This window comes from Tengunoibacter tsumagoiensis, from assembly GCF_003967535.1.
GTDB classification, from domain to species: Bacteria; Chloroflexota; Ktedonobacteria; order Ktedonobacterales; family Ktedonobacteraceae; genus Tengunoibacter; species Tengunoibacter tsumagoiensis.
This window is the reverse complement of sequence record NZ_BIFR01000001.1, coordinates 3,254,377-3,276,975: the sequence shown is the minus strand read 5'-3', so window position 1 is coordinate 3,276,975 and position 22,599 is coordinate 3,254,377. Positions and strand designations below refer to the sequence as shown.

Sequence of the window (22,599 nt, the reverse complement as noted above, 5' to 3'; positions counted from 1 at the left end):
CCCTTTCTTCATAAAACAGCCTTCACATCTCAGTTGAGGTCATCCTTACGCATCCGGATCTTCTTTGATTAAGAAGCGTGAGAGGATTACCAGAGCCATAATAAGCAGGAAGAGGAAGACCGCCAGGGCAGTCGCATCTGCAAAACGTTGATCCAGAAGATACTGATAGAGATACATCACGACGGTACGGCTGGCGCCTGCAGGCTCTCCATTGGTCATAATTCTCGGCCAGGCAAACTCTTGCAGCGAATTGATAATCGAAAATGTAAGCAGAACAGAGATGATAGGGCGCAAACGCGGCAAGGTAACCGTCCAGATTTTGCGTATAAAGCTAGCCCCCTCAACTTCAGCGGCCTCATAATACGATTGAGGAATACTTTGCAAGCTCGCCAGATAGATAAGACCGGGGCTGGACAGGAGAAACCAGGGAAAAGCCAGCCAGAACAAGACCTGACCTGAGTTCCCCAAAAATTGCTGCCTGGGCAGATGCAAGAGAGCAGTTGCAATATATTCAAACAGCCCTGAGTTTGCATCATAAAGATACTTCCATAAGACCGTACTACCAATAGAGCTCAAGGGTAAAAACCAGAGCAACATCATCCATCGCATCACTCTGGGAGGCATCTCCAGCAACAGAATGGAGATAATAATTGGGATCAGAAAAGTCAAGGCAATGGAGATGACGGCATACCACAACGTCACCTGAAAGGCCTTAGCCACGAGAGGATCGTTCCAGACACGCCAATAACTTTGCAATCCAGTAAACTTACTGGGAAGAATTGGTTGCGCATCGGTTAGGCTGAGAATAAACGAGACAATCAGAGGATAGGTTCCCCAGGCTAATTGAAGCACCAGAGCTGGCACAAGAAACAGCCAGGTCTCGATCCGATTGCGGCGTCGTAACTTTGGCGCAGCACTCTCCTCTTCCACGACCTCTTGAACGCTCTCTACTGAAAGATTGGATGCATAATTTGACATACCAGCTATCCTTCTTTACTGAGGGGGGAGAACTACAGAATGAGCAAACCCCTCATCGCTGAAGGATCTGCCCACATCTGTCTTCATCTCAAACTATGTAGAACATCTCTCGATCCGCCTAAATCTTACCAAGCAAAGGCTGAACAGACTTCTGGTACCAGGGCAGATATTCATTCTGATAGTAATCAGGGGCATTCTTCTGCCAGAAAGTAGCGAGCGCACGATAGTAGTTCTTTGCACCTTTATTGAAATCATCCTGCGAGGCACTTGAAGGCAAGCTAGCAGCCTGCTGGTTGCGCGTACTCTCAAGGTCCGTCAGGATACCTTTCACATCTTGCTGATAGAAAGCCAGCTTCGTGATTGCATCATTGACTGCCTGTTGAGGAGGACCAGCAACCTGCTCGGCTGGTACATAGAGCGAGTAGTTTGGCACCAGAGGAACTTTCGTCCCTTCCAATAACGAGGCGACCACATTGGTTCCCCAATAGGTCTCGCTCGTACCAGGGATGCCTGGGATCGAGCCATTGGCCTTATTGGTTGGCGTAACGGATTGGTAGATGCTCTGGGCATTCTCTGGCGTTGGCTGAGCCTTATAGGACGCCTGGTTACAGGCCACCACACCATCGATCAGCCAGAAGTCGCAATAGAGCTTAAAGGCCTTCTCCAGACCAGCGGAACTGAGATGGGGATCAAAGGAGACGACCCCAAGGCTTCCCTGTGTGGCACCAAAGGCACCATTTGGTGCCACTGGATCAATCACATACCCCACAACCTCATCCAGAGGCTTCTTTAATTGCTGGGCCAGAGCCAATGGTGAACTGGGATCACCTAATACAGGATGTGTAAAGAAGGAAGAATGCATTTCCGCCATCGCAACATCGCCACGGAAGAACGCCTTTTCAGCATCGGTCTCACCATAGGTGACATCTTGAAGCACGCTCTGATCATCGAAGACCATACCACGATAGATAGAAACAATCTTCGCCCATTCATCTGCTTTAGAGGAATAGTCATATTTCCAGTGCCAGTTCGAGCCAGTATTCAGAGGGATCATGGTTAACGCATCAAATTGATAGGTTGACAGGAGGTAAGAAAGAGCGTTCTTCTGGAAGACAATACCTTTGCGCTTACTAGTCGTCAACCCTTTCGCCAGGGTCCGCAGATCTTGCCAGGTCCAGCCAACCTTTGGTTCCTCCAGGCCAGCCTCTTTCAAAAGATCACGCCGGTAGTAGACACCACGGCCAGGGAAATAATCTCCAGGCGCACCATAATAGTGACCATTCAAGTGCCAGAGGTTCTTCCAGGCATCGGCAGCATAGGCAGACAAAGGCATCTGCGAAGCATAGTGGCTGAAGAGATCTGTTGTATCAGCTGCCAATCCACGTGCAAAGACTGCGCGGGTTCCTGCATCATCACCGCCAATCACGCTGGCCAGATACCAGGTTGCGGCTGTCCCTGTACTAATCGCAGTTGACAGCGCCTGTGGGTCCCAGATATTCGCACTACTGGCCTTAATCTTTACGCCTGCATTCTTCTTCAGCCAGCTCTGCAACCAATCAGCATAAGCCTTCTGGAAAGGATCTTTCGCCTGAGCATCCGCAGTCGGCATCGAATTAATCGGCCAGGCACCTGAGGCCTGGAGGGTTACCTGTACCGTTGTATCAGAGGTACCTCCACAGGCCGCTAAAATTCCGCCACCAGCAGTAACGGCCGTTGTAGCCCCCAGAAGTTTTAACATACGACGACGATTCAAAGGTTGCTGAAGGACGCTAGCAGGCTGCTCAGATGCAAACAAACGAGAGGATTGAATAGATGAGTCAACTTGAGACATGGTGTACCTTTCTTTCTCCAATGAAAGTGGGTTAAAAAATCATGACAACACAATAGGACAACCGGTTTAATTGAAATCCGTATTTACTGTCAAACACATGTCAGAGCTAACGAAAGACGATGCCTGAGAAAAAAGACAACAAAGTATGTTCTCTCAAGCAGTCTTGAGAAAAACCAGGAAGCGAAGGCTTCTGTTATTGTTTACGAGGTCCTGTTGAATGACGGACAATAAGGCGCGCAGAAAGTTTAATATGTGTTGCTTCAAGCGGTTGCTGTTGCATAATCCGATAGAGAACATCAACTGCGATGCGTCCAATCTCCCTTAATGGTTGATGAATAGTTGTCAGTGGGGGCAATGCATAGGGAAGATCATCGAGCGCATCATCGCACCCAACGACAGAAATATCCTCTGGCACACGCAAGCCTGATGCGTGAACAGCATAGATGGCTCCAATTGCCATATCATCATTAAATGCAAAGATGGCGGTAGGTGGCTCAGGTAAGGCCAGTAATTGTCTGGCTGCTTCATCGCCGCTGTCTGCCTGCCAACGTCCTTCACAGATTAAGACAGGATCAATTGGGATGCCAGCCGAGGCCAGAGCTGCATAATACCCGGTTGTGCGATCAATCGTGGTCTTCCAGTCTGGAGGACCCGTAATGACCCCGATACGGCGATGCCCTAACTTTAAAAGATGCTCCGTTGCAATCATACTGGCCGAAATATTTTCAACCATAATCGTTGGGATCTCATCCGGTAATAAACGAAAGGGATCAGCCACCACAAATGGAAGTCCTTTTTGCTTGATTCGTAACAACTCATCAGCATTCTCTTGCGGTAAAGTAAAGATCATACCGCTAATCTCCTGGTTCATGAGTTGCTGCACCTGACTTACTTCAGCATCGTAATAGTTATTGGTGCGAATAGGCAATAATTGTGCATTGCGCCCCTGCAATGCTTCATAGACTCCTTCGATGATTTTTCCAAAATAGTTATTGAACATGGGAACAGTGATGCCAAGTTGAGCAGAAGATGTGCGTGATGTGCGATGAGAGACATACCCAAGCTCTTTAATATATTGCATCACTTTATTGCGCGTGGCCGCTGAGACATCTTTATGCCCGTTTAAGACACGCGAAACGGTGGTTGCCGAGACCCCGGACCGCTCTGCAATATCGCTGATGACGGTACGAGGAACTTCATTGGTTTCTCTCTGATTACTCACGCTACTTCTTCCTTCAATGACGCCGCTCTTATTCCCAACTCACACCTTCAGCTTAGTTGTACTTGGTGCGCCAGTAAGAGCAAGTATAACCGGAAAAAAACTAGAATGTCAATACTCCACAGCATCAATTTTCCGGTTAGAGAACAGATATCTTTCATAAACACACCGGTTGAATAGACCATAAAAGAAAGGCCCTTTTTTCCTGGAAGGAGAGAAAACAAGCGAATACCCCCTTGACAAGTGATGATTTTCTCTTTACTCTTTGTTTTAGTGACAGATTACCACCGAATATCTCTGGATTTATTCCGGTTTATTTCAGAAATAAAATGGACACTGCAACAAGAAAAGCGGCGTTTGCTTTTCATTATCCTGGCTCGTAGTCATTGTGGATTGATAGAACAAGGAGCGTTCTTATGAGAAATCACCCAGTTGCACGGATCTGTCTCACTCTCTGCCTGGCTGGTAGTGTGTTTGCCTTTACGCTCGTAACTCAACCTTCACTGAAAAAAGCCCATGCAAGCCCTGACAGCACCTCTCTCTCAACCATCTACGGTCTGCATGTCTCGGGCAACCAGTTGCTCAATGGGAATGGGGACTCCGTTCGCCTCTTAGGTGTCAATCGCTCAGGCTCTGAATACAAATGCGTCAATAATTGCAGCTCCTTCCCTTCTCTCATCTCGGACTACGATGGCACAGCAACACAATTTGGCGCTGGCTTCCGCGATCATCTTGGTTCTCTTTCATAAGAAGATTGCCTCTTGTCGCTACGTGACGCTTCATCTCGATAGTCGGACATGCTGTTGAGTGAAAAGAAATGTTCGACAAGAGTAATCGATAAATGAGCTTCAGGATATTATCCATGCATCTGGCAGAGAGATGAAATGCACCGTCCTGGACACGCACGCTGCTGACGTCCGATCGTCATAATGCGCGGATGATATTCTGTGGCTTCTTCACAAACACTATTGATAGATCAGGTCCAATTTTCTCTGCAGAGAGATTGGAAAGAAAGTGAGCACACTGATGTACCTTCGTTTCCAGCGCAGGCTCTTACAAGGAGGACTCATCTTCCTCTGTACCCTGCTCTTTAGCCTCGTACCCTCCATGACAAATGTGGCCCAGGCAAGGTCTGTGTCAACACCTCCCAGTTCAATCTTGAATATCTTCGATCTTCATGTCAATGGAAATCAGCTCGTTGGTGCCGATGGCAAATCTATTCGCTTGCTTGGCGTGAATCGCTCGGGCACTGAATACAAATGTGTCAATAATGCAGGCATCTTTGATGGTCCAAATGATGCGGCCTCGGTCGATGCAATGGCCAAATGGCATATCAACACTGTCCGTATCCCTCTCAATGAAGATTGCTGGTTGGGCATCAATGGCGTTCAGCCTGCCTACGGTGGTCTTACCTATCGCGCTGCGATTGCTCAATATGTCATCTTGCTTAATTCGCGTGGGATTATTCCTGTTTTAGATCTTCATTGGACTGCGCCAGGCACAACGATCGCCATTGGACAGCGTTCGATGCCCGATGCCGATCATTCCATTGAATTCTGGCACTCGGTTGCTGATCTCTTTAAATATGATCGTTCTGTCATCTTCGATCTCTTCAATGAGCCTTACCCCACGAGCAACTGGGATTGCTGGAAGAATGGAAGTTCCGCTCCCAATTCTGCATCCTGCCCCGAGATTGATTATGCTGCGGCTGGTATGCAGACTCTGGTAGATACGGTTCGCAGCACCGGGTCAAAAAATGTGATTATGCTGGGTGGACTTGGCTATGCTAACTGGCTGGGGGGTATTCTCGATGCACTGCCCACTGATCCAGCCCATAATTTGATGGCCTCTTCACACATCTACAATTTCTCTGGCTGTAAAGATTCTACTTGCTATAACCAGATCATTGGGCCAGTTGTGGCTCAGATTCCTGTGGTCTTTGGTGAGTTAGGTGAGAATGACTGCCAGCATGGCTTTGTGGATAGTGCTATGGATTGGGCTGACCAACACGGCGTTGGTTACCTGGGCTGGGCCTGGGATACCTACGATTGTAGCTCGTTCCCTTCATTGATCAGCGACTATAATGGAACCCCCACTGCGTTTGGCCTGGGTTTCCAACAGCGCTTTGCTGCAGTAAATCCATCCCATTAACATTTGCACACTCTCTCTTCTTCTTCGGAACGGTGTCGATGATCTTTTCATCGCCACCGTCTCCTTTCCTACTTGACATTTTTCTCTCCTCCTCGCATACTCCAGTATATGAAGAAGCAACGCCTTGTTTTGCTGCTATTGCTTGTTAGTATGAGTCTGGCTGCGTGCAAGCCAGGCCATCTGGGCAGCACTATCCTGACATTTCTACGCGATGGGCAACTCTGGACGGTTGATCCAGATGGCGCGAATGCCTTTGCTATCGTGTCACAGGGGGACCCTGTGATTGGGTATAGCTGGTCACCGACACATCAGATTCTGGCCTACCGGACATTGGATAGCAGCTTTGCCCACACAGCGAAAGGAAAGTCTCTTTCGCATCAGTCTGCGACTGGTCTCATTCCTGATCTTCCAGGTACAATCAATACGCTAGGCGTTGATGGGGGCACTCCTATTCCCATTGCGTTCTCAAATGCCTCTGTGCGCTACAGCAATGCTCAATGGACCCCTACAGGGACACGCCTGATCTACCGACAGAGTACAGTAGAGACAACTGGGAATCCGCTTAATAATGCCTGGTGGATCTCACAGAATGATCAACCGGGTGGGATCGCGGTCAAGTCCTTTCCTGATAGCTATTCAATCCCTTCGCTCTCCTATGATGACAGAACGCCCAGACTGGTCGGCAACGATGAGCAAGGGATCTTTACCACAACGCTTGCCGGTACTGAACGTCAGGCGCTGACCCATGAAGCTCTGGCTGGCCACCCACTGATCGCTTCATTAGAACGTATCCTCTGGCGCCCGCACCATCAAAATCAGAGTTATCTGTATGCGCTGCCAGATTCAGGCTCATCTTCACACAGCATCCATCTTATTTTGGCCGACCTCACGGGTCAGACGACCGTTATTGCTGACTGCACATGTGAACAATTTTCCTGGTCACCTGATGGCAAGGCAGTGCTTTATCGGAGCGATTCAACCTATACGTTCGTGACTATACCAGAGACTCTCACTGGTCATGATCTGATGAGTTTCTCATTTTCAGGTGAAAAAGAAGCCGCTGTGTATTGGTCACCTGACAGCCATTTCCTGCTGCTCGATGGACCACATACGCTAACGGTAATGAATCTCTCAAATCATCAGCAGAAGATCGTCGTCAGCGATACTGCCGATGCCACAACCACAGGAGGTGCACAGACCGCTCAGATAACTGTACAGACGCTTTTACAGCCTGCTACAAATAATCTCTGGGCCTCCGATAGCCGCCATCTTGCTTTTTTGACCAATGGGCGAACAAAAACGCTGGCAAAAGGCTTGTATACCCTGACCGTCGATGCGCAGGGCTCACCACAGGACCCCCCAACACTGGTTGATAAAGGGAATGATACACAGGTTGGTTGGAGCTACCAGGACCCCAATACGTCGTTTCTCTATTAGCATCTCCATTGGGAAGAGATATCATCTTTCTCCAGGAGAGCGTACGTATTCTGATCCTGATTGAGCTTTAGCTATTCTCTGTCAACCTGACAGATAGTGCCTGCCACCACAGTGCAAATAGATTCATTTTTCAAAGGAGAGCGTTTCATGACCAATAAAGATAAAGAGTTGTTAGAGGAAGAAGAGACTATCACCGACGAATACGATGATTTCGAGCTACTCGAACGACTGGAAAGCCTGCAAGAAGATATGGAGGATCTGGGAGTAAGCACGCTCAAGGAAGTGATCCAAAAAATTAAAGATCTCCATCGCAAGCTGGATGAAAAGTAAATGCGGGCCAACAGGCATCCACCTTCCCTGCCGGGGTTCAGGTGGATGCCCAGTTGCCGCAGTGAGCCCTCGCCTCCCTGCCACCCGCCTCTATAGGCCGCACCACATGAGAAGTCTTTACTCGCCACCCAGATAGGCCTGACGCACCAGGTCATTGGTTAACAGATTTTTGGCTGAATCGCTCAATACGATCTTCCCTGTTTGCAATACATAGCCACGATCGGCCAGGCTCAGGGCCATTGAAGCATTCTGCTCTACCAGAAAGATTGTCACACCCTCTTCTCGAATCCGTAAAATAGTATCAAAGACGGTCTCAACCAGCATCGGTGATAATCCCATTGATGGCTCATCCATACACAGCATACGAGGGCGAGACATCAGAGCACGCGCCATCGCCAACATCTGTTGCTCACCGCCAGACATCGTGCCAGCAACTTGTTTCAAACGGTCTCGCACACGAGGAAAAATCTGGCAGACTCGTTCCATATCTTCCCGCACTTCTACACGATTGCGGCGGGTATATGCGCCTAGCTCAAGGTTCTCCAGGACAGACATACGTGGAAAAATGCGTCGTGCCTCTGGCACCAGTGCCATGCCAGATTTCACAATATCGCCCGTTAAGGTTCGCTCAATTGGCTTCTCTTCAAACAGAACAGATCCACTTTTGGGACGCACCAGTCCAAAAATAGTCTTCATTGTTGTGGTCTTACCAGCAGCATTGGCCCCCAGCAGACAGACAATCTCCCCTTTCTTCACCTCAAATGACACATTCTGCAACACATGGCTGGGACCATAGTAGGTATTTATATTCACTAGTTCTAACATTCGCGACCTCGTACAAGTTCCTATCTAAGCAACGATCTCGTCTTGCCTCCAGCCCACATGGACCGCGCTGCTATTCATTTTCTACCGGCGCAGAAGAATGTTGAAAAGATTCAGGATTCGTTCGTGAAGCTGTTCCCAGATACGCTTCGATGACACGCTCATCATGGCGTACCTCATCTGGCAGCCCTTCAACAATTTTTTTTCCATAATCCAGCACAGCAATGCGATCTGAGAGCCCCATAGTTACCGTCAATTTATGCTCAATGAGGAGAATAGCCACACCGAGCTCATCGCGCAGGCGTCGAATATACTTCACGGCTTCTTGCGTCTCAACCTCATTCATCCCCGCCGTCGGCTCATCCAGCAAGAGCAACTTTGGCTGAGAGGCCAATGCTCGCGCAATCTCAACGCGCCTTCGCTCCGCATACGAGAGATTAATAACGTACTCATCCTGACGCTCGACCAGCGAGGTACCAAAGAAGGAGAGTAGCTCCAATGCACGATGACGCGCCTCAGCCTCTTCTCGCTTGACACTGGGGATACGAAGGAGCGAGCCAAGAACTCCTGCATGCAGCCTCGTATGCTGACCAACCAGCACATTCTCTAATACTGTCATCCCATTAAAGAGGCGAATATTTTGAAATGTCCGCGCCAATCCACGCTTCAAGACCTGATCAGGGTTCAATCCAACAATCGATCGTCCATCCACACGAATATCGCCAGTCGTTGGACGATAGATACCAGTGATGAGATTGAAAACGGTCGTCTTACCAGCACCATTAGGACCAATGACACTGACAATCTCACCTGGATGGATCTTTAGATCAACGTCCTGAACGGCGATCAACCCACCAAAACGCTTCGTGACCTGACTTAAATCAAGCAAGGGTGTAGCCGAAGCATTTCCGGCCTCACCCGCTGGCTCTACATGCGTTACACTCATACGACGTCCTCCAATCTGGCTACTCAACCTGTACGCTTGATTCAAACTCAGAGGTCCCAGGATTGGCATCCAGGGCATCAATAGGAACCTCTTCGGTTGCCGCATCCACCTTATGCAGTTCGCGTCTCCGGCGTGCACTGGGGATAAAGCCCTCTGGGCGGAAGATCATGACCAGCACGAGAATGATGCCAAAGAGCAGGTTACGAATATTGCCAAAGGTAAAGCCTGGCACATATTTCACAATGAACGTATAAATGGGGTTGATGAAGCTCGTGGGATCAGTGGCAAAGGTATCTAACTGCGCAATCACAAACTGGTTCAGCGCATAGACGACGAGCGCCCCCACAATAACCCCTGGAATACTGCCGATACCGCCAATAACGACCATGGCTAGATAGATCACAGAGTCGCCAAAGCTAAACATATCTGGCGAGATCGAGCCCAATTTAGCGGCATGATAGACGCCTGCAATACCTGAAAAGAAGGCGCCAGCAGCAAACGCAAACAGTTTGGTATTCACCAGATTGATGCCCGAAGAGGAGGCGGCAATCTCATCCTCGCGAATGGCGACCCAGGCTCTCCCCAGGCGCGAATCACGGAGCCGAATATTGGCAAACACGACCAGCACAATGAGCGCTAAGATCAAGTAATAGAATGGTAGCGACGTTGTCCAGTCTGCACCAGGAAAAGCTGGCTTGCGAATACCGATCAGACCATTCGTCCCATTTGTGTATTTATCTAACTCCAACAGCACAACCGGCACAATCTCGCCAAATCCAAGGGTCACAATCGCCAGGTAATCTCCCTTCAAACGCAGCGTTGGAGCACCCAGCAAGACACCAAAGAGGGCCGTAATCAGAGCCGCCACGATCAAGAGTGGCCAGAAGAGCCATGAGGTCAATGTCAGGTCCATGTGAATGCCAGTCAGAACCTGAAACTGGATCGAACCCACCAGTCCCCATAGATAGGCACCTATTGCAAAGAAGGCCACATAGCCAAGATCGAGAAGTCCCGCAAAGCCAACAACAATATTGAGACCCAGGGCCAGAATGACATAATATCCGGCGTCACCATAACTCGCCAGGCGCCCCTCGGTCCCTACGCCAAACAGAAAACGGTCGATAAACGGATAGAAGAGTAAGAAGGCTGTGAGCAACAGGACATAGAAGCGCTGCGCCCCCGTACTTCGCAATGGCAATGCGTTGGGGACCAGATCTTTCGCTTCTTCACGCACACGTGTCCTGGACAACACCTCTAACTGCTGCTCTTTTTTGACACCTGACTCCTCATCTTTCGGAGAGAGTGCAAAACGCAGCGCAAATCGTCCTCCCAATTGGCCCAGCAGATAGCCTGCCACCGGAAGCACCAGTGTGCGAGCGACAACCCAGATCAGCAGATCCGCTGGTAGATCACCTGTAAGCAGAAAAATGATATCCGCAACCAGTGCAATCACCGCAAAGATCACCGCAAACCAGAAGCCCGCCAGACGCGCTCGATGAACCAGGCTGAGACGTTGCATCTCATCTAAGGCTGAAACACTCGGTAATGGCGAGACGACCTCGGAGCGACTCTTAAGAATGCGATTACGAATCAGAAAGTAGATCACCCAGGCAATAACGCTCAAACTCAGGCCCAGCACCAGCCCGTTCGTAATAATCAACAGCAACGGGACCAGCACAAAAATGGCAATATCCAACCAGAGCGAATACATCGAACGCTGACCACTATCAGCCGCAACCATGTAGCCAACCAGACCAAGCATAGTTGCATAAAACACAATGGTAAAAATGGCTGCAAAGATGAGCGTGGTGGATTCATACTCAGTCTTTACTCCAAATAGCAGACCCAACAACGCGTTATTAATGATTCCTTCACCAGCCCAGACAAAGGTAAAGACGACAAGTGGCACCAGCAGGGCCACAATCCACTTCACCAGCAAGGGCATCATCTCCGATGATGGAAGCAAACTTCGAGACTTGGCTACCTTAGACACAATCGTACTACCTCTCTTCTGACACTAGCAATTCCGGCATAAACCAATCGGAACAATCCTGCTACACCTTGTCTGGAGTATGCTGACCAAAGAGGCCAGAAGGACGGAAGATGAGGATCAAAATGAGGATGGCAAAGATGATTGCACCAGACCAGGCCGAACCACCATGAGGCAGGATAGAGTCCGAAATAAGGCTTGCTTCAGCCTCAATAATTCCGATCACAATACCTCCCACCATTGCGCCAAAGATATTGCCAATACCACCCAGAACTGCGGCAGTAAACGCAATTAAGCCATAGCGGTAGCCAATATAGAAGATTGTGCTTCCATATTTCAACCCATAGATGAAGCCCGCTGCTCCAGCCAGGGCCGCTCCAATAAAGAACGTAATGGCAATAATCCGATCAACGTTGACTCCCATCAACGCTGCTGCCTCACGATCCTGAGCTACGGCACGCATCGCACGACCAATGCTCGTCCCCTGCACAAACCACTGGAGGACGACCATGAGAACACAGGCGACAACAAACACAAAGATGTCGACGGCATTAATCGAAAGAGGACCAAGTGTATAGGTTACTTGCGGAAAAATTTGTGGAAAAGGAACGTAGGTCACACCCTTCCAGAGCTTACCAACATCTTCGAGAATCAAAGAGATCCCAATAGCAGAGATCAATGGGGCAAGGCGAGGAGCATTGCGCAACGGACGATAGGCTACCCGTTCAATAGCAACCCCAAGCAGAGCACAGATTACCATGGTAGCTACACAGACAAAAAGCAGAATAGCAACCAGTGCAAAACCGACTGGGGGTGAGGCGGCATTTATCCCTAACAGACTCATGACAGCAATGGCCATCAGAGAACCAATCATAAAAACATCGCCATGCGCAAAATTGATCAGCTCAATAATACCATAGACCATGGTATATCCAAGAGCAATGAGAGAATAAATAGCCCCTGTTGCCAGACCAACAATTAGCTCCTGTAAGATCAGGGTCGTATTCATTTTTTACTAGATCCCCTTCCTACCCATAACAATAACTGTAAAAAAGACGTGATAGCGCATATCGCTACTCTTTGCAATGAAGCGGAGGAGTGAAAAAAAGAGGAGTTGTCCAAACTTCCCCTTAGAGACAAGAGAGGCTAGCGCATGAAGCATCTCGTTCATTCATGTGCTGGCCTCTCTCAAAAAAAGCACTGCGCTTACACGTGCGCATCAGGATAGTTTAGGCAACGGTAACAGACTTGAGGATCTTCCAGGCTGCCTTCCCATCAACAGTCTCAATCTGCTGAATGGTGATCACTTTATTGGTGGTATCTCCATTCACATCAAAGCTGTGATGACCGGTCAGGCCGTCGTAGCTCGTCTTCTGAATCTGATCAATAACTGCCTGGCGGAACTTCTTGGCTGCCTCAGTATCACCACTTGCAGCAGGTTTGGCGCCAGCATCAATGGCTTTATGGATAGCATTGATCAAGATCTTCATGCAGTCATACCCGGCTGCACTGTACGAACCAATATCACCATATTTCTTGTATGAGTCTAAGAACTTCTGGTAATTCGGGTTCTTCGAGGAATCAGATGAGGCGACTGTACCGAAAACTGGGCCGCCAGTTGTTCCAATAGTTGTTGCAAAGGTGTCGGTTACCAGACCATCACCACCAGCATACACGGTGTTCTTCAAGGCGGGAACCTGCTGCATCTGCTGACGGACGCTTAATCCACCATTGGCATCTGTTCCGCCAAAGTAGATCACATCTGGTTGTTTGGAGGCGATATCGGTCAACAGAGAGACATAGGAGGTAGTCGTGCTGGGCTCGCTGCTGCGGCCAAGAACGGTTCCACCCAGTTTGGTCCACTCATTGGAGAAAGTGGTGGCAATACCAACACCATAGACGGTGGTGTCATCAATGACATACGCCTTCTTCAGGTTCAGGTTAGCCTCTTTATACAGGTAGTCAGCGTTCGCTGGACCCTGGTGGTCATCAGTGGTCGCGATACGGAAGTAGGTGACTTTCCCGGTTGGGCGCAGAGTCGGAACGAGATCATTGCTGCCTTTACAACCAATGTCGGGATTCTCTTGCGTCAAACACTGATTGGTGTTTGATGGGCTGATCAGAGCAAGAGGGGCATTGTTGGCATCAGGCATCTCGGCTTTGGCTACACCGCTGTTGAACGGTCCTACCACACCAGCTACCTGAGTATCGGTGATTAAGGATTTTATGTTCTGCGCACCAACAGTCGGATCATTTGTACCGGCTGAACCAACGTCGTCTTTCGCTTCAAACACAATTTTGTACCCAGGAATTGAATTCTGAAGCTCATCAACCGCTACATGAGCACCATTCTCCGTAGGTTTACCACTACTCGTATCTTTACCAGAAACAGGCAGTTCCGTCGCAACTTTAATGGTCACGACATCATTGTTGCTTGTTGAACCCGAACTTGTCCCGGCGCCACAGGCCGCCAGGGTACCAAGAAGCAGGGGGACACTCAGAGACAGAGCAAAAATACGCGCTAAACGCTTTTGCACCATGAAGTTAGCCTCCTTAAAAAAACAGTACGCAGAAGATAAAAAATAGGCGAAAGATGATAATGGCAACCATCCTGACCACTACTTTCCCTCTTTAACTAGTTATACGTTAGAAATAAAAGAAATCTCACAGCCTTACTAAAACATCTCATTTCTGAGCTTCTCTATTCACCATATTGAAAAATATAAAACTATATCCCGTCGTTTAGAATTTATCCTCTCCTGTTTCTATTTATTCATTTCACAATCGCTGGCATCGCAAATGGAGCCTGTTTAACCAGGAAATTTCTGTACAAAACGCTGAAATGCCGCTTCCACCTGCTCTTCTAACTGTTGCAATGTTCCCTCATTGCGGATTATCTCATCCACAAACGAGTAGGCCATCGTTCTATCTGGCTGTGCCTGTAATCGTGCTTCAGCCTGCTCAAGCGTCAAATTATTACGGATCATCAATCTCTGCCGTGACTGCTCCGGCGGACAAAGAACCAGCCAGATACTCTGGCAGTAGGCTGCTGATCCTCCCTCCAGTAATTTGACGGCATCCAGTACGGCTATCCCTTTCTCACTGACCAGACCCAATTCTTGCTCCATCACCCGATGGACGGCTGGATGCACAATACGTTCCAGACGTTGCATGGCATCCTGATCGTGAAAGACCAGTGCCCCCAACGCCTTGCGATCAACACCCCCATCCTCAGCGAGCATCTGTTCGCCAAATTGTGCAGCTACTGCACGCGTAATGATCTGGTTCGGACGATACAATTGATGTACCAGTGCATCAGCATCAATGTAACGTTCAGCTCCTGCTTTTACCAGCAACTGCCCTACGGTCGTTTTGCCACTGGCAATATTCCCAGTCAGTCCAAGCACACGACTCATCTTTTTCTCCTCATTCAGCTAACAGATAGAGAGCGAAAGGATTTTCAATCCCTTTTCCACAAGCGCATCTTCCAAAGAGGCTAAGAGGCAAGCAGGAAAAAGGTCACTCCGTTCTGATGTTCTCACCACAAATGGTGTATACTTGCGTTGTGGTATGACACATAGAGTGTTGTAAACGTTGATAGAGAAAGATTATACAGGTCCTCTAAACGCTCTACAAGGCTCCTCATCTGTCGAACCATGAAGATCTGCTCATGGAAGACCTGGACATGCCACAAAAACAAAACTGGAAGGATCGCTATGTATTCTGGAAAGTTGCCGATAGAGAACTCTAGACAGCCCACAGTACGACATCTCGGGCTCATTATTGGCGTAAATCAGTACCAAGATCCGGCGTTTCAAACGCTACATTATGCAGAAAATGACGCTCGCGCCCTCGCTCAGTGGTTAGTGAATAGCAAAGGCGGTAAATGGGCTCCCCCTGATGTCCAACTTATCCAGGGTCAACATGCTACACGGGAATTGCTCGAAGGAGTTATTACCCAGATCTGTCTCCATAAAGCTGAGCCTGGCGATAGTATTCTCATCTATTTTGCGGGACATGCTCTCGTCAGTGATGCCAATGGTGAGGGCTACCTCGCTCTGACTAATAGCCGCGCAAACGATCCTACCACCTGTCTCCACTTGAACTCTTTTGTCCAGCAGGTGCTTGCTGCCAGTAAGGCCAGTCACATTCTCTGTATGATTGACTGCTTTCAGAATGGGCAGATGTGGCAGATGCGGCGCTCAACTCCTTACGACTCTAAACCACTACTTGGCCCGAATGTTCTCGGTGCACTCCAAAAAATGCCGGATCGGCTTTTTATGTGCTCTTGCCGGGGCAATGAACGAGCTCCTGAAACGGGTGAAAGAGGTCTGGGGTTTCTGGCTCATCGTTTTATTCTTGGGGTCTGTGGCCCTGCCCAGGAGGCTGGAACTGGCAATATTCTCCTTCCAACACTCCATAGCTACCTCTTTGCAAATCTGAGCGAACAGCAGCGACCACAGCTGTTTGGACAACAGACGTCTCCGCTCCTTCTCGTAGGAACGCTGGCTTCTCAACACATAGCTGAGCCCGCGATAGCTGCATCTCCCGCAAGCAGCTCCACCGGCGGTTCTGGTCTGTTGAGTAAAGCTGGTCTGAGAAGCCAACAAACAACTGGCGCCGTCAATCTCGCAGAACAGGTGTATGCCGCAACGGGCTCCACAGCGGGCTTCAGCTCGTCAACAACTGATATGCTGATGCCTTCATCCCTTGATTCACGCCGACAACAACAATGTCAACAATTGATTGAACGAGCCCAACAGTTCTTTCAAGCGCAAAATTTTGGAGAAGCATTCAATCTGGCAGAACAGGCTCTGCATATTGATCCAACGTATCAAGAAGCACTGATTCTTAAAGCACAATTGCTGGGAACCGCAGGACGGTATCAAGAGGCGCTACTGGTGGTGGATCAGATGGGGCAGTCTATGCCCACCAATCCTATCGCATGGAGCATGAGGGCAGTCTTACTCAGTAATGTGGGTCAGCACCAGGCTGCACTGGCAGCGATTGAACGTTCGTTAGAGTTAGATGCGCAAAATCCTGAATCGTATGTCATCAAAAATACGATTACGGCAAATATTGCCCTTGGACAGAGCCAGGCAGGCAAACAGAGTGTGAGTAAGTTTCAACTTGCAGCCGTTGCGAAACCTCAGAGCGCCCGAAAGATTTTTTTTAGTGGGATAGGGCTCCATCTTCTTGGGCTTGTGGTGGGAAGTTTGGGGGCAATCCTTCCACTTCTCTCTTCCCATCTCTCGCCATCCATCGGCAATGGGTTGATGAGCATCGGTCTGGCTCTGATCTGTGTTAGTTCGGCGATCAGCGCCTTCCGTCGCGGGCTCGTGGCATTGGGAATTGCTTTGCTTCATGCGCTCTTTGCAGGAATAATTCTTGGTCTTGTGTATCTTCTCCGCTTTCGGAAGGTGTATGCCATCTTACAGGGGACCAATAAGGATCAGTTTCTTCCCATTATCCATTCTCAGGTGCTACCACTATTCATGCTGGTACTCTGGCTGGCAATGGCGGTCAGCCTTCCCTTCCTGATCACGCTGGTCAGTGGCGTAGCAGGAGCAGTCACACGTGCACGCCGTAAAAAGCAGTAAACGACCAGGATGTTGCCAGCCTTAGCTGGCAACATCCGATAAACGCTCCCACTCCTCAAACAGTTCGTCAACACGAGCTCTGGCCTCTTCATAAGCAGCAGAAAGTTGCGTCAACTGTTCAGCATCGGCATTGAGGGCAGCCTGAGCCAGTGTTTCTTCCAGTTCTTTGACCTTGCCTTCAGCTTTCTCCATATCTTTCTCCACATCATCTACTGTGCGCGCTTTGACCTTCCCTTTTTTCCCTCCATTTTTTGCAGGGGCTGGCTGGGGAGCTCTGGCAGGTGCAGCTGCTTTGACAGATTTCCCATTGGACGTGGCCGAAGCAAGGACAATATGCTGTTTCTTGCTCCGGAATTCGGTATAGTTTCCAGCATACGGGATGAGCACACCATCTTCAATGGACCAGACCTTGGTGGCAAGACTATCAATAAAGTAGCGGTCGTGAGAAACGAAGAGCAGAGTCCCTTCAAACTCGCTGAGCACCTCTTCAAGAAACTGGCGAGATTGCAGGTCTAAATGGTTGGTTGGCTCATCAAGAATAAGAAAATTAGAGCCCTGGAGGGTTAGTTTAGCTAGAGCTACCCGGCTCTTTTCGCCACCACTTAGAGAGCCTATCTGTTTAAATACATCATCGCCGCTAAAAAGGAAACGACCTAAGAAACTCCGGGCCCCCTCTTCGCTCAGGACGCTCACCTGCCGAATTTCATCGATGATAGATCGCTCCATATTCAGACCCGAATGGGTCTGTGAGTAGTAGCCGATACGGACCCCATGCCCAATGATGGCCTGCCCGCGCACTGGTGGTAGCTCACCTATTAGCGTCCGCAAGAGCGTCGTCTTCCCGGCTCCATTAGGGCCAATCAGGCCTACCCGATCACCACGTAAAAGCTCCAGATCCTCCACCTCAAACAGCACTTTGGGTTCAAGCGTTGGATCAAGCTTCTTCGAGCCTCCACCATAGCCAGCGGCCAGACGCTGAGTTGAGATAACCACCAGACCGCTATCAGTCATAGGAGTAAACTCAAAGTGCATCTCGGGCAGATCCTGTGGACGCTCAACGCGTTCCATTCGATTCAGCAACGTCTGGCGACCACGAGCTTCCCGGCTCCGCTGGCCCGCTTTATAGCGCCGAATAAACTCTTCTGTATGGGCAATATAGGCCTGCTGAGCCTCATACTCGCGTAAACGGCGCTCCATGCGCTCTTCGCGCAGACTCAAATATTTAGTATAGTTACCGGGATACTCTTCAATGCGTCCAAAGGCAAGTTCGACAATACGTGAGACGACTTTATCCAGAAAATAACGATCATGAGCGACAATCACGATCGCCCCTTTCCAGGTCGAGAGATAGGTCTCCAGCCATTCCAGGGTCGCTAAATCCAGGTGATTGGTAGGCTCGTCAAGGAGCAACAGATCTGGCTCTTGTAGCAACAGTTTTCCTAAGGAAGCGCGAGTCTGCTGTCCACCACTCAGATGCATCACGGGAGCAGCCTGCTGTTCGCGCGTGAATTCCAGGCCATCTAAGACCTGCTCCACCCGATTCTCATAGGTGTAACCGCCTGCATGTTCATAACGCGATTGGAGATCTGCATAGCGGTGCAGGAGTTGTTCATGGAGAACAGGATCGTTCTGCGCCTCTGGTGCTGCCATACGTACAGCCAGATCGCTCAACTCCTGCTCCCATGAGCGCAGCTCTGCAAAGACAGAAAGCATCTCTTCACGCAGGGTATTTGCTGGATGAAAATCCACTACCTGTGTGAGATAGCCGATTCGGGTATGGCGAACAATTGCCACTGTTCCCTCATCTTGCTCTTCCCGCCCGGCCAGGATCTCGAGAATCGTTGATTTTCCAGCTCCATTGGGGCCGACAAGACCAATTCGATCCTGGGGCTCAATCTGAAATGTCAGTCCTGAAAAGATGCGGTCGGCACCATATGATTTGCCTAATTGAGAAATGTTTACAATGGCCATGAAGTATCCACCTAATAGATCAAATGCAGCTGTTCTTCTCTTCACACGTTTGGCCTAGCATACCATTTGAACGTATCTGATGCAAGGGCTTTTGAGATTCTCGCCAGAGCTGGGAGCGAAACGAGAGAGGTGACCTGACCTTTGGTTTCTCGTCTTTAAATATATGGTATACTGAGAAAAATCCTTCTTTGCTAGAAAGGATGCTGAGGTGGCGAAAGAGCAGTCTCTTGATAATCTCTGGTTGGCCCAAACCCTGTTCGACCTGGGTGGCGTACAATTCGGCAACTTCACTGTCAGTGAATCAGCCGTGAGTTCTCCTGTTTTTGTCAATCCCAAGGTCTTGATCAGTAACCCAACCGCTTTACGTGTTGCCAGTAAACTGATGCAACAAGAAATTAAATTAGCTCAATCTTTGCGTCGTCCCCGTGTTCACCCCTTTAGTCTGGTGGCTGGTGTACCTGCTGGCGGACTTTTGCTGGCGACAGCATATTCCCTTGAAACCAATACGTCCTTGATCTATGCCCGCACGCGCCCTGAAGGCACTGGCAAGCGTGGTATCGAAGGTCGTTTTATCGAGGGCGATACCGCTCTGATCATCGATGACTTGATCACACGCGGAAGCAGTGTGCTGGAGACAGCCTCTCTGCTTGAAGAAAATGGGCTGAAGGTGAAGGATGTGATCGTCCTGGTCGACCGCGAACATGGAGCCAATGAGCGTTTACGGCGTCATGGATACAATCTCATCAGTATTCTCAAACTGGATGTTATGCTTAATCACTATATGTCAAAAGGTCTCATCCCTGAAGAGACCTATCGCACCTGTGCGGAGTATTTACGCGCCAAACAGGGCGAGAATCATACTGGAACGCTAGGTCTCTAGCAGAGACAAAAAGTGGGGGCTCAGACCATAATGGTCGACACCCCCTCTTTTTTTATTGCCGCACTCAGGCAAAAACATGCTAACGCGGCGGCAATTGAGCATTCCCATTGCCCTGCACATCTCGCGCACCATCAACAGGGGCCGGCCTTGACGCCGCTTTCTGATCCAGTGACGACAAGAAGGGCTGAATAATATCCATTGGCAGTGGGAAGATGATGGTCGAATTTTTCTCGACGGCAATCTCTGTTAACGTCTGGAGATAACGCAGTTGCAATGCACTGGACTGCGAACCAATCACTTGCGCTGCCTCTGCCAGCTGTGCCGAAGCCTGTAACTCGCCCTGTGCATGAATGATCTTGGCGCGTTTTTCACGCTCAGCCTCAGCCTGCTTGGCCATTGCACGCTGCATTGTCACGGGTAGCTCCACATCCTTAATCTCAACCGCCGTGACCTTGACTCCCCACCGCTCAGTATGCTCATCAATAATCGTCTGAAGCTCCTGGTTGATCTTGGTGCGCTGCGAGAGCAATTCATCCAGATCTGACTGACCCAAGACATTTCTTAAGGTTGTCTGAGCAATCTGTGTTGTAGCCTGCACGAAATTGATGACATTTGTAATGGCAAACTCAGGATTGATGACATAAAAATACACGACGGCATTTACTTTGATGGTGACGTTATCGCGTGAAATCACCTCTTGTGGAGGAACATTCAATGTCACAATACGCAGATCGACCTTTACCATCCTCGAAATGAATGGTGGTACCAGGAAGAGACCAGGTCCTTTGGCACCAATCAAGCGTCCAAGAACAAAGATGACGCCACGCTCGTACTGTTGCACAATACGGATCGCGGAAAAGAAGAGGAAGATCAGAACAACAAGAATGATTCCGATCAGGACTCCAATAAACGATGAATCCATAAACAGCCCCCTTAGAATTTAACGTTATTATGAACCAATGTAGAAGAGCTCATCGCAGAGAGTGGCCGAACCACTAAACGCAGGCCTTCAACGCGGACGATCTGTAACTCTGTTCCCTGACCAACACTGGTCGTCGGAAGATCAAGGATGGCTGACCAGTTTTCTCCACCATAACTGACCCGACCTTCTGGCTCAAGCGCAGTGATAGAGACAACAGATCTCCCAGCCATTCCCTCAACCCCATTGCGCACTGGCGAACGCTGCACGCGGACAATGATTATAACGAGCGTGAGACCAATCAGTCCAATCATGCTCGCCGCAACATAGACCAGCCAGGGTTGGAGCTGGACTCCTCCATAGGAGGTTCCTGAATCAAAGAAGATTAATGAACCGATGACAAGAGAGACGACAGCTCCTACGGTAAGGACACCATGCGTAGGTAAGCGTACATCAAGCACCAGAAGGACAAATGCCAGCACCATCAATCCTAACCCGGCCCAATTTGGAGCTAATGTGCCAGCACCCAGCAGAAAGAGCAAGAGAGCAATCGCGCCAACTACGCCGGGAAGGATCGCTCCAGGGTGCGAGATCTCGACATACAGCCCCAACAAAGCCACGATAAACAGCAAAAATACAATATTTGGATCTAATAAGAGAGAATAAAAGGCATCCCAGGCGCTGGCACTGAGCATCTCAGTCTCTACTCCACTGGTCTGTAGCGTTGCTGTATGATTGCCATTGAGCTGAACGCTACGACCATCGATCGTTGTCAGCAGAGCTGGTAGATCCGGGGCTTGCAGGTCAACCAGATGATTCTGGGTAGCAGTCTGCTCATCATAGGCTCTGGCCTCGGTAACCATTGCGGTAGCCAGTGGCACATTACGCCCATAACGCTCTTGAATGCTGGTTATCGATGCAACCAGATCGTTCTCGATCTTTGACTTCAGCGTGGAATCTAGATCACTCCCTGTTCCAGTCACCGGGCTTGATGCACCAATACGAGTCGTAGGTGCCATCGCTGCTACTTGAGCTGAAAGCTCTACAAATGCTCCTGCCGATGCAGCTCTCCCGCCCGTTGGCGAAACATACGCGATAATTGGCACTGAACTTGCCAACTCCAACTGCGTCATTGCCTTCATTGAATCAAGATCACCACCAGGCGTATCAATCTCAAGCACAAGCGCTCGAGCACCATCCTGTCTGGCAGAATCAATGGCATGGGTCAATAAACGCAACGATGACGCATCAATCGTGGAGTTCAGTACAACTACATCAACATGAGGTGAGGCCGCTCGCGCAGCATGAGGAGCCAGAGCCCAGACTACAAGTAATGTCACAACGCTCGCCAGACCAACAAGAACGAGTACCAGCCGTCGCAAGACATGAAAAAGAGAGCTCCTCAGCATATTCTTGTCCTTTGTTGCTTCTACACTTATATACCCATTTAGAAAGAAATTTTGGTAGGCATCACTTGTGCTTAAAATCACAATCTGCTATGAAAAATATAGCAGATTGTGATTAA

General features: G+C 49.3%; 18 protein-coding genes. 6 read left to right on the top strand and 12 right to left on the bottom strand.

Going from position 1 to position 22,599, the window contains the following annotated elements; genetic code table 11:
* Window positions 1–45 precede the first annotated feature (45 nt).
* The 3 genes from EL628_RS12930 to EL628_RS12920 all read right to left on the bottom strand — a co-directional run bounded on the left by EL628_RS12930 (window position 46) and on the right by EL628_RS12920 (window position 4,031).
* Window positions 46–978, bottom strand: coding sequence for a carbohydrate ABC transporter permease (locus EL628_RS12930; RefSeq protein WP_126580354.1), 933 nt, complete (start codon window positions 976–978; stop codon window positions 46–48).
* Between the two features lie 118 nt (window positions 979–1,096).
* The gene (locus EL628_RS12925) at window positions 1,097–2,809 is read right to left on the bottom strand and encodes an ABC transporter substrate-binding protein (protein WP_126580353.1); all 1,713 of its coding nucleotides are present in this window, start codon (window positions 2,807–2,809) and stop codon (window positions 1,097–1,099) included.
* A 193-nt stretch (window positions 2,810–3,002) separates the two neighbouring features.
* Window positions 3,003–4,031 carry a LacI family DNA-binding transcriptional regulator gene (locus tag EL628_RS12920; protein WP_126580352.1) on the bottom strand — a complete coding sequence of 343 codons (1,029 nt, stop codon included), beginning with the start codon at window positions 4,029–4,031 and terminating at the stop codon, window positions 3,003–3,005.
* Window positions 4,032–4,444: 413 nt separating this feature from the next.
* Here EL628_RS12920 and EL628_RS30135 point away from each other — a divergent pair, with 413 nt between their 5' ends.
* The 4 genes from EL628_RS30135 (at window position 4,445) to EL628_RS12900 (ending at window position 7,946) form a co-directional block, all read left to right on the top strand.
* The gene (locus EL628_RS30135; protein WP_126580351.1) at window positions 4,445–4,777 is read left to right on the top strand and encodes a hypothetical protein; all 333 of its coding nucleotides are present in this window, start codon (window positions 4,445–4,447) and stop codon (window positions 4,775–4,777) included.
* A gap of 265 nt (window positions 4,778–5,042) precedes the next feature.
* On the top strand, window positions 5,043–6,179 hold the full coding sequence (locus EL628_RS12910) for a cellulase family glycosylhydrolase (RefSeq protein ID WP_218028907.1): 1,137 nt from the start codon (window positions 5,043–5,045) through the stop codon (window positions 6,177–6,179).
* Between the two features lie 129 nt (window positions 6,180–6,308).
* A complete protein-coding gene (locus EL628_RS12905) occupies window positions 6,309–7,616 on the top strand; it encodes a TolB-like translocation protein (protein ID WP_126580350.1) in 1,308 nt (435 codons plus the stop codon).
* A gap of 147 nt (window positions 7,617–7,763) precedes the next feature.
* Window positions 7,764–7,946, top strand: coding sequence for a hypothetical protein (locus EL628_RS12900; RefSeq protein WP_126580349.1), 183 nt, complete (start codon window positions 7,764–7,766; stop codon window positions 7,944–7,946).
* A gap of 117 nt (window positions 7,947–8,063) precedes the next feature.
* Here the strand turns inward: EL628_RS12900 and EL628_RS12895 are convergent, their stop codons facing one another.
* The 6 genes from EL628_RS12895 to coaE form a co-directional block, all read right to left on the bottom strand.
* Window positions 8,064–8,771, bottom strand: coding sequence for an ABC transporter ATP-binding protein (locus EL628_RS12895; protein WP_126580348.1), 708 nt, complete (start codon window positions 8,769–8,771; stop codon window positions 8,064–8,066).
* Window positions 8,772–8,841: 70 nt separating this feature from the next.
* Entirely contained in the window at window positions 8,842–9,714 is an 873-nt protein-coding gene (locus EL628_RS12890) for an ABC transporter ATP-binding protein (RefSeq protein ID WP_126580347.1), read from the bottom strand.
* Between the two features lie 19 nt (window positions 9,715–9,733).
* On the bottom strand, window positions 9,734–11,707 hold the full coding sequence (locus EL628_RS12885; RefSeq protein ID WP_126580346.1) for a branched-chain amino acid ABC transporter permease: 1,974 nt from the start codon (window positions 11,705–11,707) through the stop codon (window positions 9,734–9,736).
* 61 nt (window positions 11,708–11,768) lie between these two features.
* Window positions 11,769–12,713, bottom strand: a complete 945-nt coding sequence (locus EL628_RS12880) for a branched-chain amino acid ABC transporter permease (RefSeq protein ID WP_126580345.1) — start codon at window positions 12,711–12,713, stop codon at window positions 11,769–11,771.
* A gap of 220 nt (window positions 12,714–12,933) precedes the next feature.
* Window positions 12,934–14,244: a branched-chain amino acid ABC transporter substrate-binding protein gene (locus tag EL628_RS12875; RefSeq protein ID WP_245994082.1), complete on the bottom strand. Its 1,311-nt coding sequence runs from the start codon at window positions 14,242–14,244 to the stop codon at window positions 12,934–12,936.
* Window positions 14,245–14,514: 270 nt separating this feature from the next.
* Window positions 14,515–15,120 (bottom strand): dephospho-CoA kinase, encoded by a 606-nt coding sequence (gene coaE / locus EL628_RS12870; RefSeq protein ID WP_126580344.1) that lies wholly within the window; start codon window positions 15,118–15,120, stop codon window positions 14,515–14,517.
* 300 nt (window positions 15,121–15,420) lie between these two features.
* Here coaE and EL628_RS12865 point away from each other — a divergent pair, with 300 nt between their 5' ends.
* Window positions 15,421–17,304 (top strand): tetratricopeptide repeat protein, encoded by a 1,884-nt coding sequence (locus EL628_RS12865; protein WP_161975472.1) that lies wholly within the window; start codon window positions 15,421–15,423, stop codon window positions 17,302–17,304.
* A gap of 21 nt (window positions 17,305–17,325) precedes the next feature.
* Here EL628_RS12865 and EL628_RS12860 read toward each other — a convergent pair whose 3' ends face one another.
* On the bottom strand, window positions 17,326–19,275 hold the full coding sequence (locus EL628_RS12860) for an ABC-F family ATP-binding cassette domain-containing protein (protein ID WP_126580342.1): 1,950 nt from the start codon (window positions 19,273–19,275) through the stop codon (window positions 17,326–17,328).
* A 208-nt stretch (window positions 19,276–19,483) separates the two neighbouring features.
* On the opposite strand from EL628_RS12860, the gene EL628_RS12855 reads away from it, so the two are divergent.
* On the top strand, window positions 19,484–20,155 hold the full coding sequence (locus EL628_RS12855) for an orotate phosphoribosyltransferase (protein ID WP_126580341.1): 672 nt from the start codon (window positions 19,484–19,486) through the stop codon (window positions 20,153–20,155).
* A 79-nt stretch (window positions 20,156–20,234) separates the two neighbouring features.
* On the opposite strand, the gene EL628_RS12850 is transcribed toward EL628_RS12855, so the two are convergent.
* Together EL628_RS12850 and EL628_RS12845 are read right to left on the bottom strand one after the other, a co-directional pair.
* On the bottom strand, window positions 20,235–21,077 hold the full coding sequence (locus tag EL628_RS12850) for a slipin family protein (RefSeq protein WP_126580340.1): 843 nt from the start codon (window positions 21,075–21,077) through the stop codon (window positions 20,235–20,237).
* 11 nt (window positions 21,078–21,088) lie between these two features.
* The gene (locus EL628_RS12845) at window positions 21,089–22,483 is read right to left on the bottom strand and encodes an NfeD family protein (RefSeq protein WP_126580339.1); all 1,395 of its coding nucleotides are present in this window, start codon (window positions 22,481–22,483) and stop codon (window positions 21,089–21,091) included.
* Window positions 22,484–22,599: the final 116 nt, after the last annotated feature.

Coding starts and splice junctions, on each gene's coding strand:
- EL628_RS12850 (WP_126580340.1), bottom strand. CDS start 21,077: ATGGATTCATCGTTTATTGGAGTCCTGATCGGAATCATTCTTGTTGTT.
- EL628_RS12880 (WP_126580345.1), bottom strand. CDS start 12,713: ATGAATACGACCCTGATCTTACAGGAGCTAATTGTTGGTCTGGCAACA.
- EL628_RS30135 (WP_126580351.1), top strand. CDS start 4,445: ATGAGAAATCACCCAGTTGCACGGATCTGTCTCACTCTCTGCCTGGCT.
- EL628_RS12895 (WP_126580348.1), bottom strand. CDS start 8,771: ATGTTAGAACTAGTGAATATAAATACCTACTATGGTCCCAGCCATGTG.
- EL628_RS12890 (WP_126580347.1), bottom strand. CDS start 9,714: ATGAGTGTAACGCATGTAGAGCCAGCGGGTGAGGCCGGAAATGCTTCG.
- coaE (WP_126580344.1), bottom strand. CDS start 15,120: ATGAGTCGTGTGCTTGGACTGACTGGGAATATTGCCAGTGGCAAAACG.
- EL628_RS12930 (WP_126580354.1), bottom strand. CDS start 978: ATGTCAAATTATGCATCCAATCTTTCAGTAGAGAGCGTTCAAGAGGTC.
- EL628_RS12845 (WP_126580339.1), bottom strand. CDS start 22,483: ATGCTGAGGAGCTCTCTTTTTCATGTCTTGCGACGGCTGGTACTCGTT.
- EL628_RS12865 (WP_161975472.1), top strand. CDS start 15,421: ATGTATTCTGGAAAGTTGCCGATAGAGAACTCTAGACAGCCCACAGTA.
- EL628_RS12875 (WP_245994082.1), bottom strand. CDS start 14,244: ATGGTGCAAAAGCGTTTAGCGCGTATTTTTGCTCTGTCTCTGAGTGTC.
- EL628_RS12900 (WP_126580349.1), top strand. CDS start 7,764: ATGACCAATAAAGATAAAGAGTTGTTAGAGGAAGAAGAGACTATCACC.
- EL628_RS12925 (WP_126580353.1), bottom strand. CDS start 2,809: ATGTCTCAAGTTGACTCATCTATTCAATCCTCTCGTTTGTTTGCATCT.
- EL628_RS12860 (WP_126580342.1), bottom strand. CDS start 19,275: ATGGCCATTGTAAACATTTCTCAATTAGGCAAATCATATGGTGCCGAC.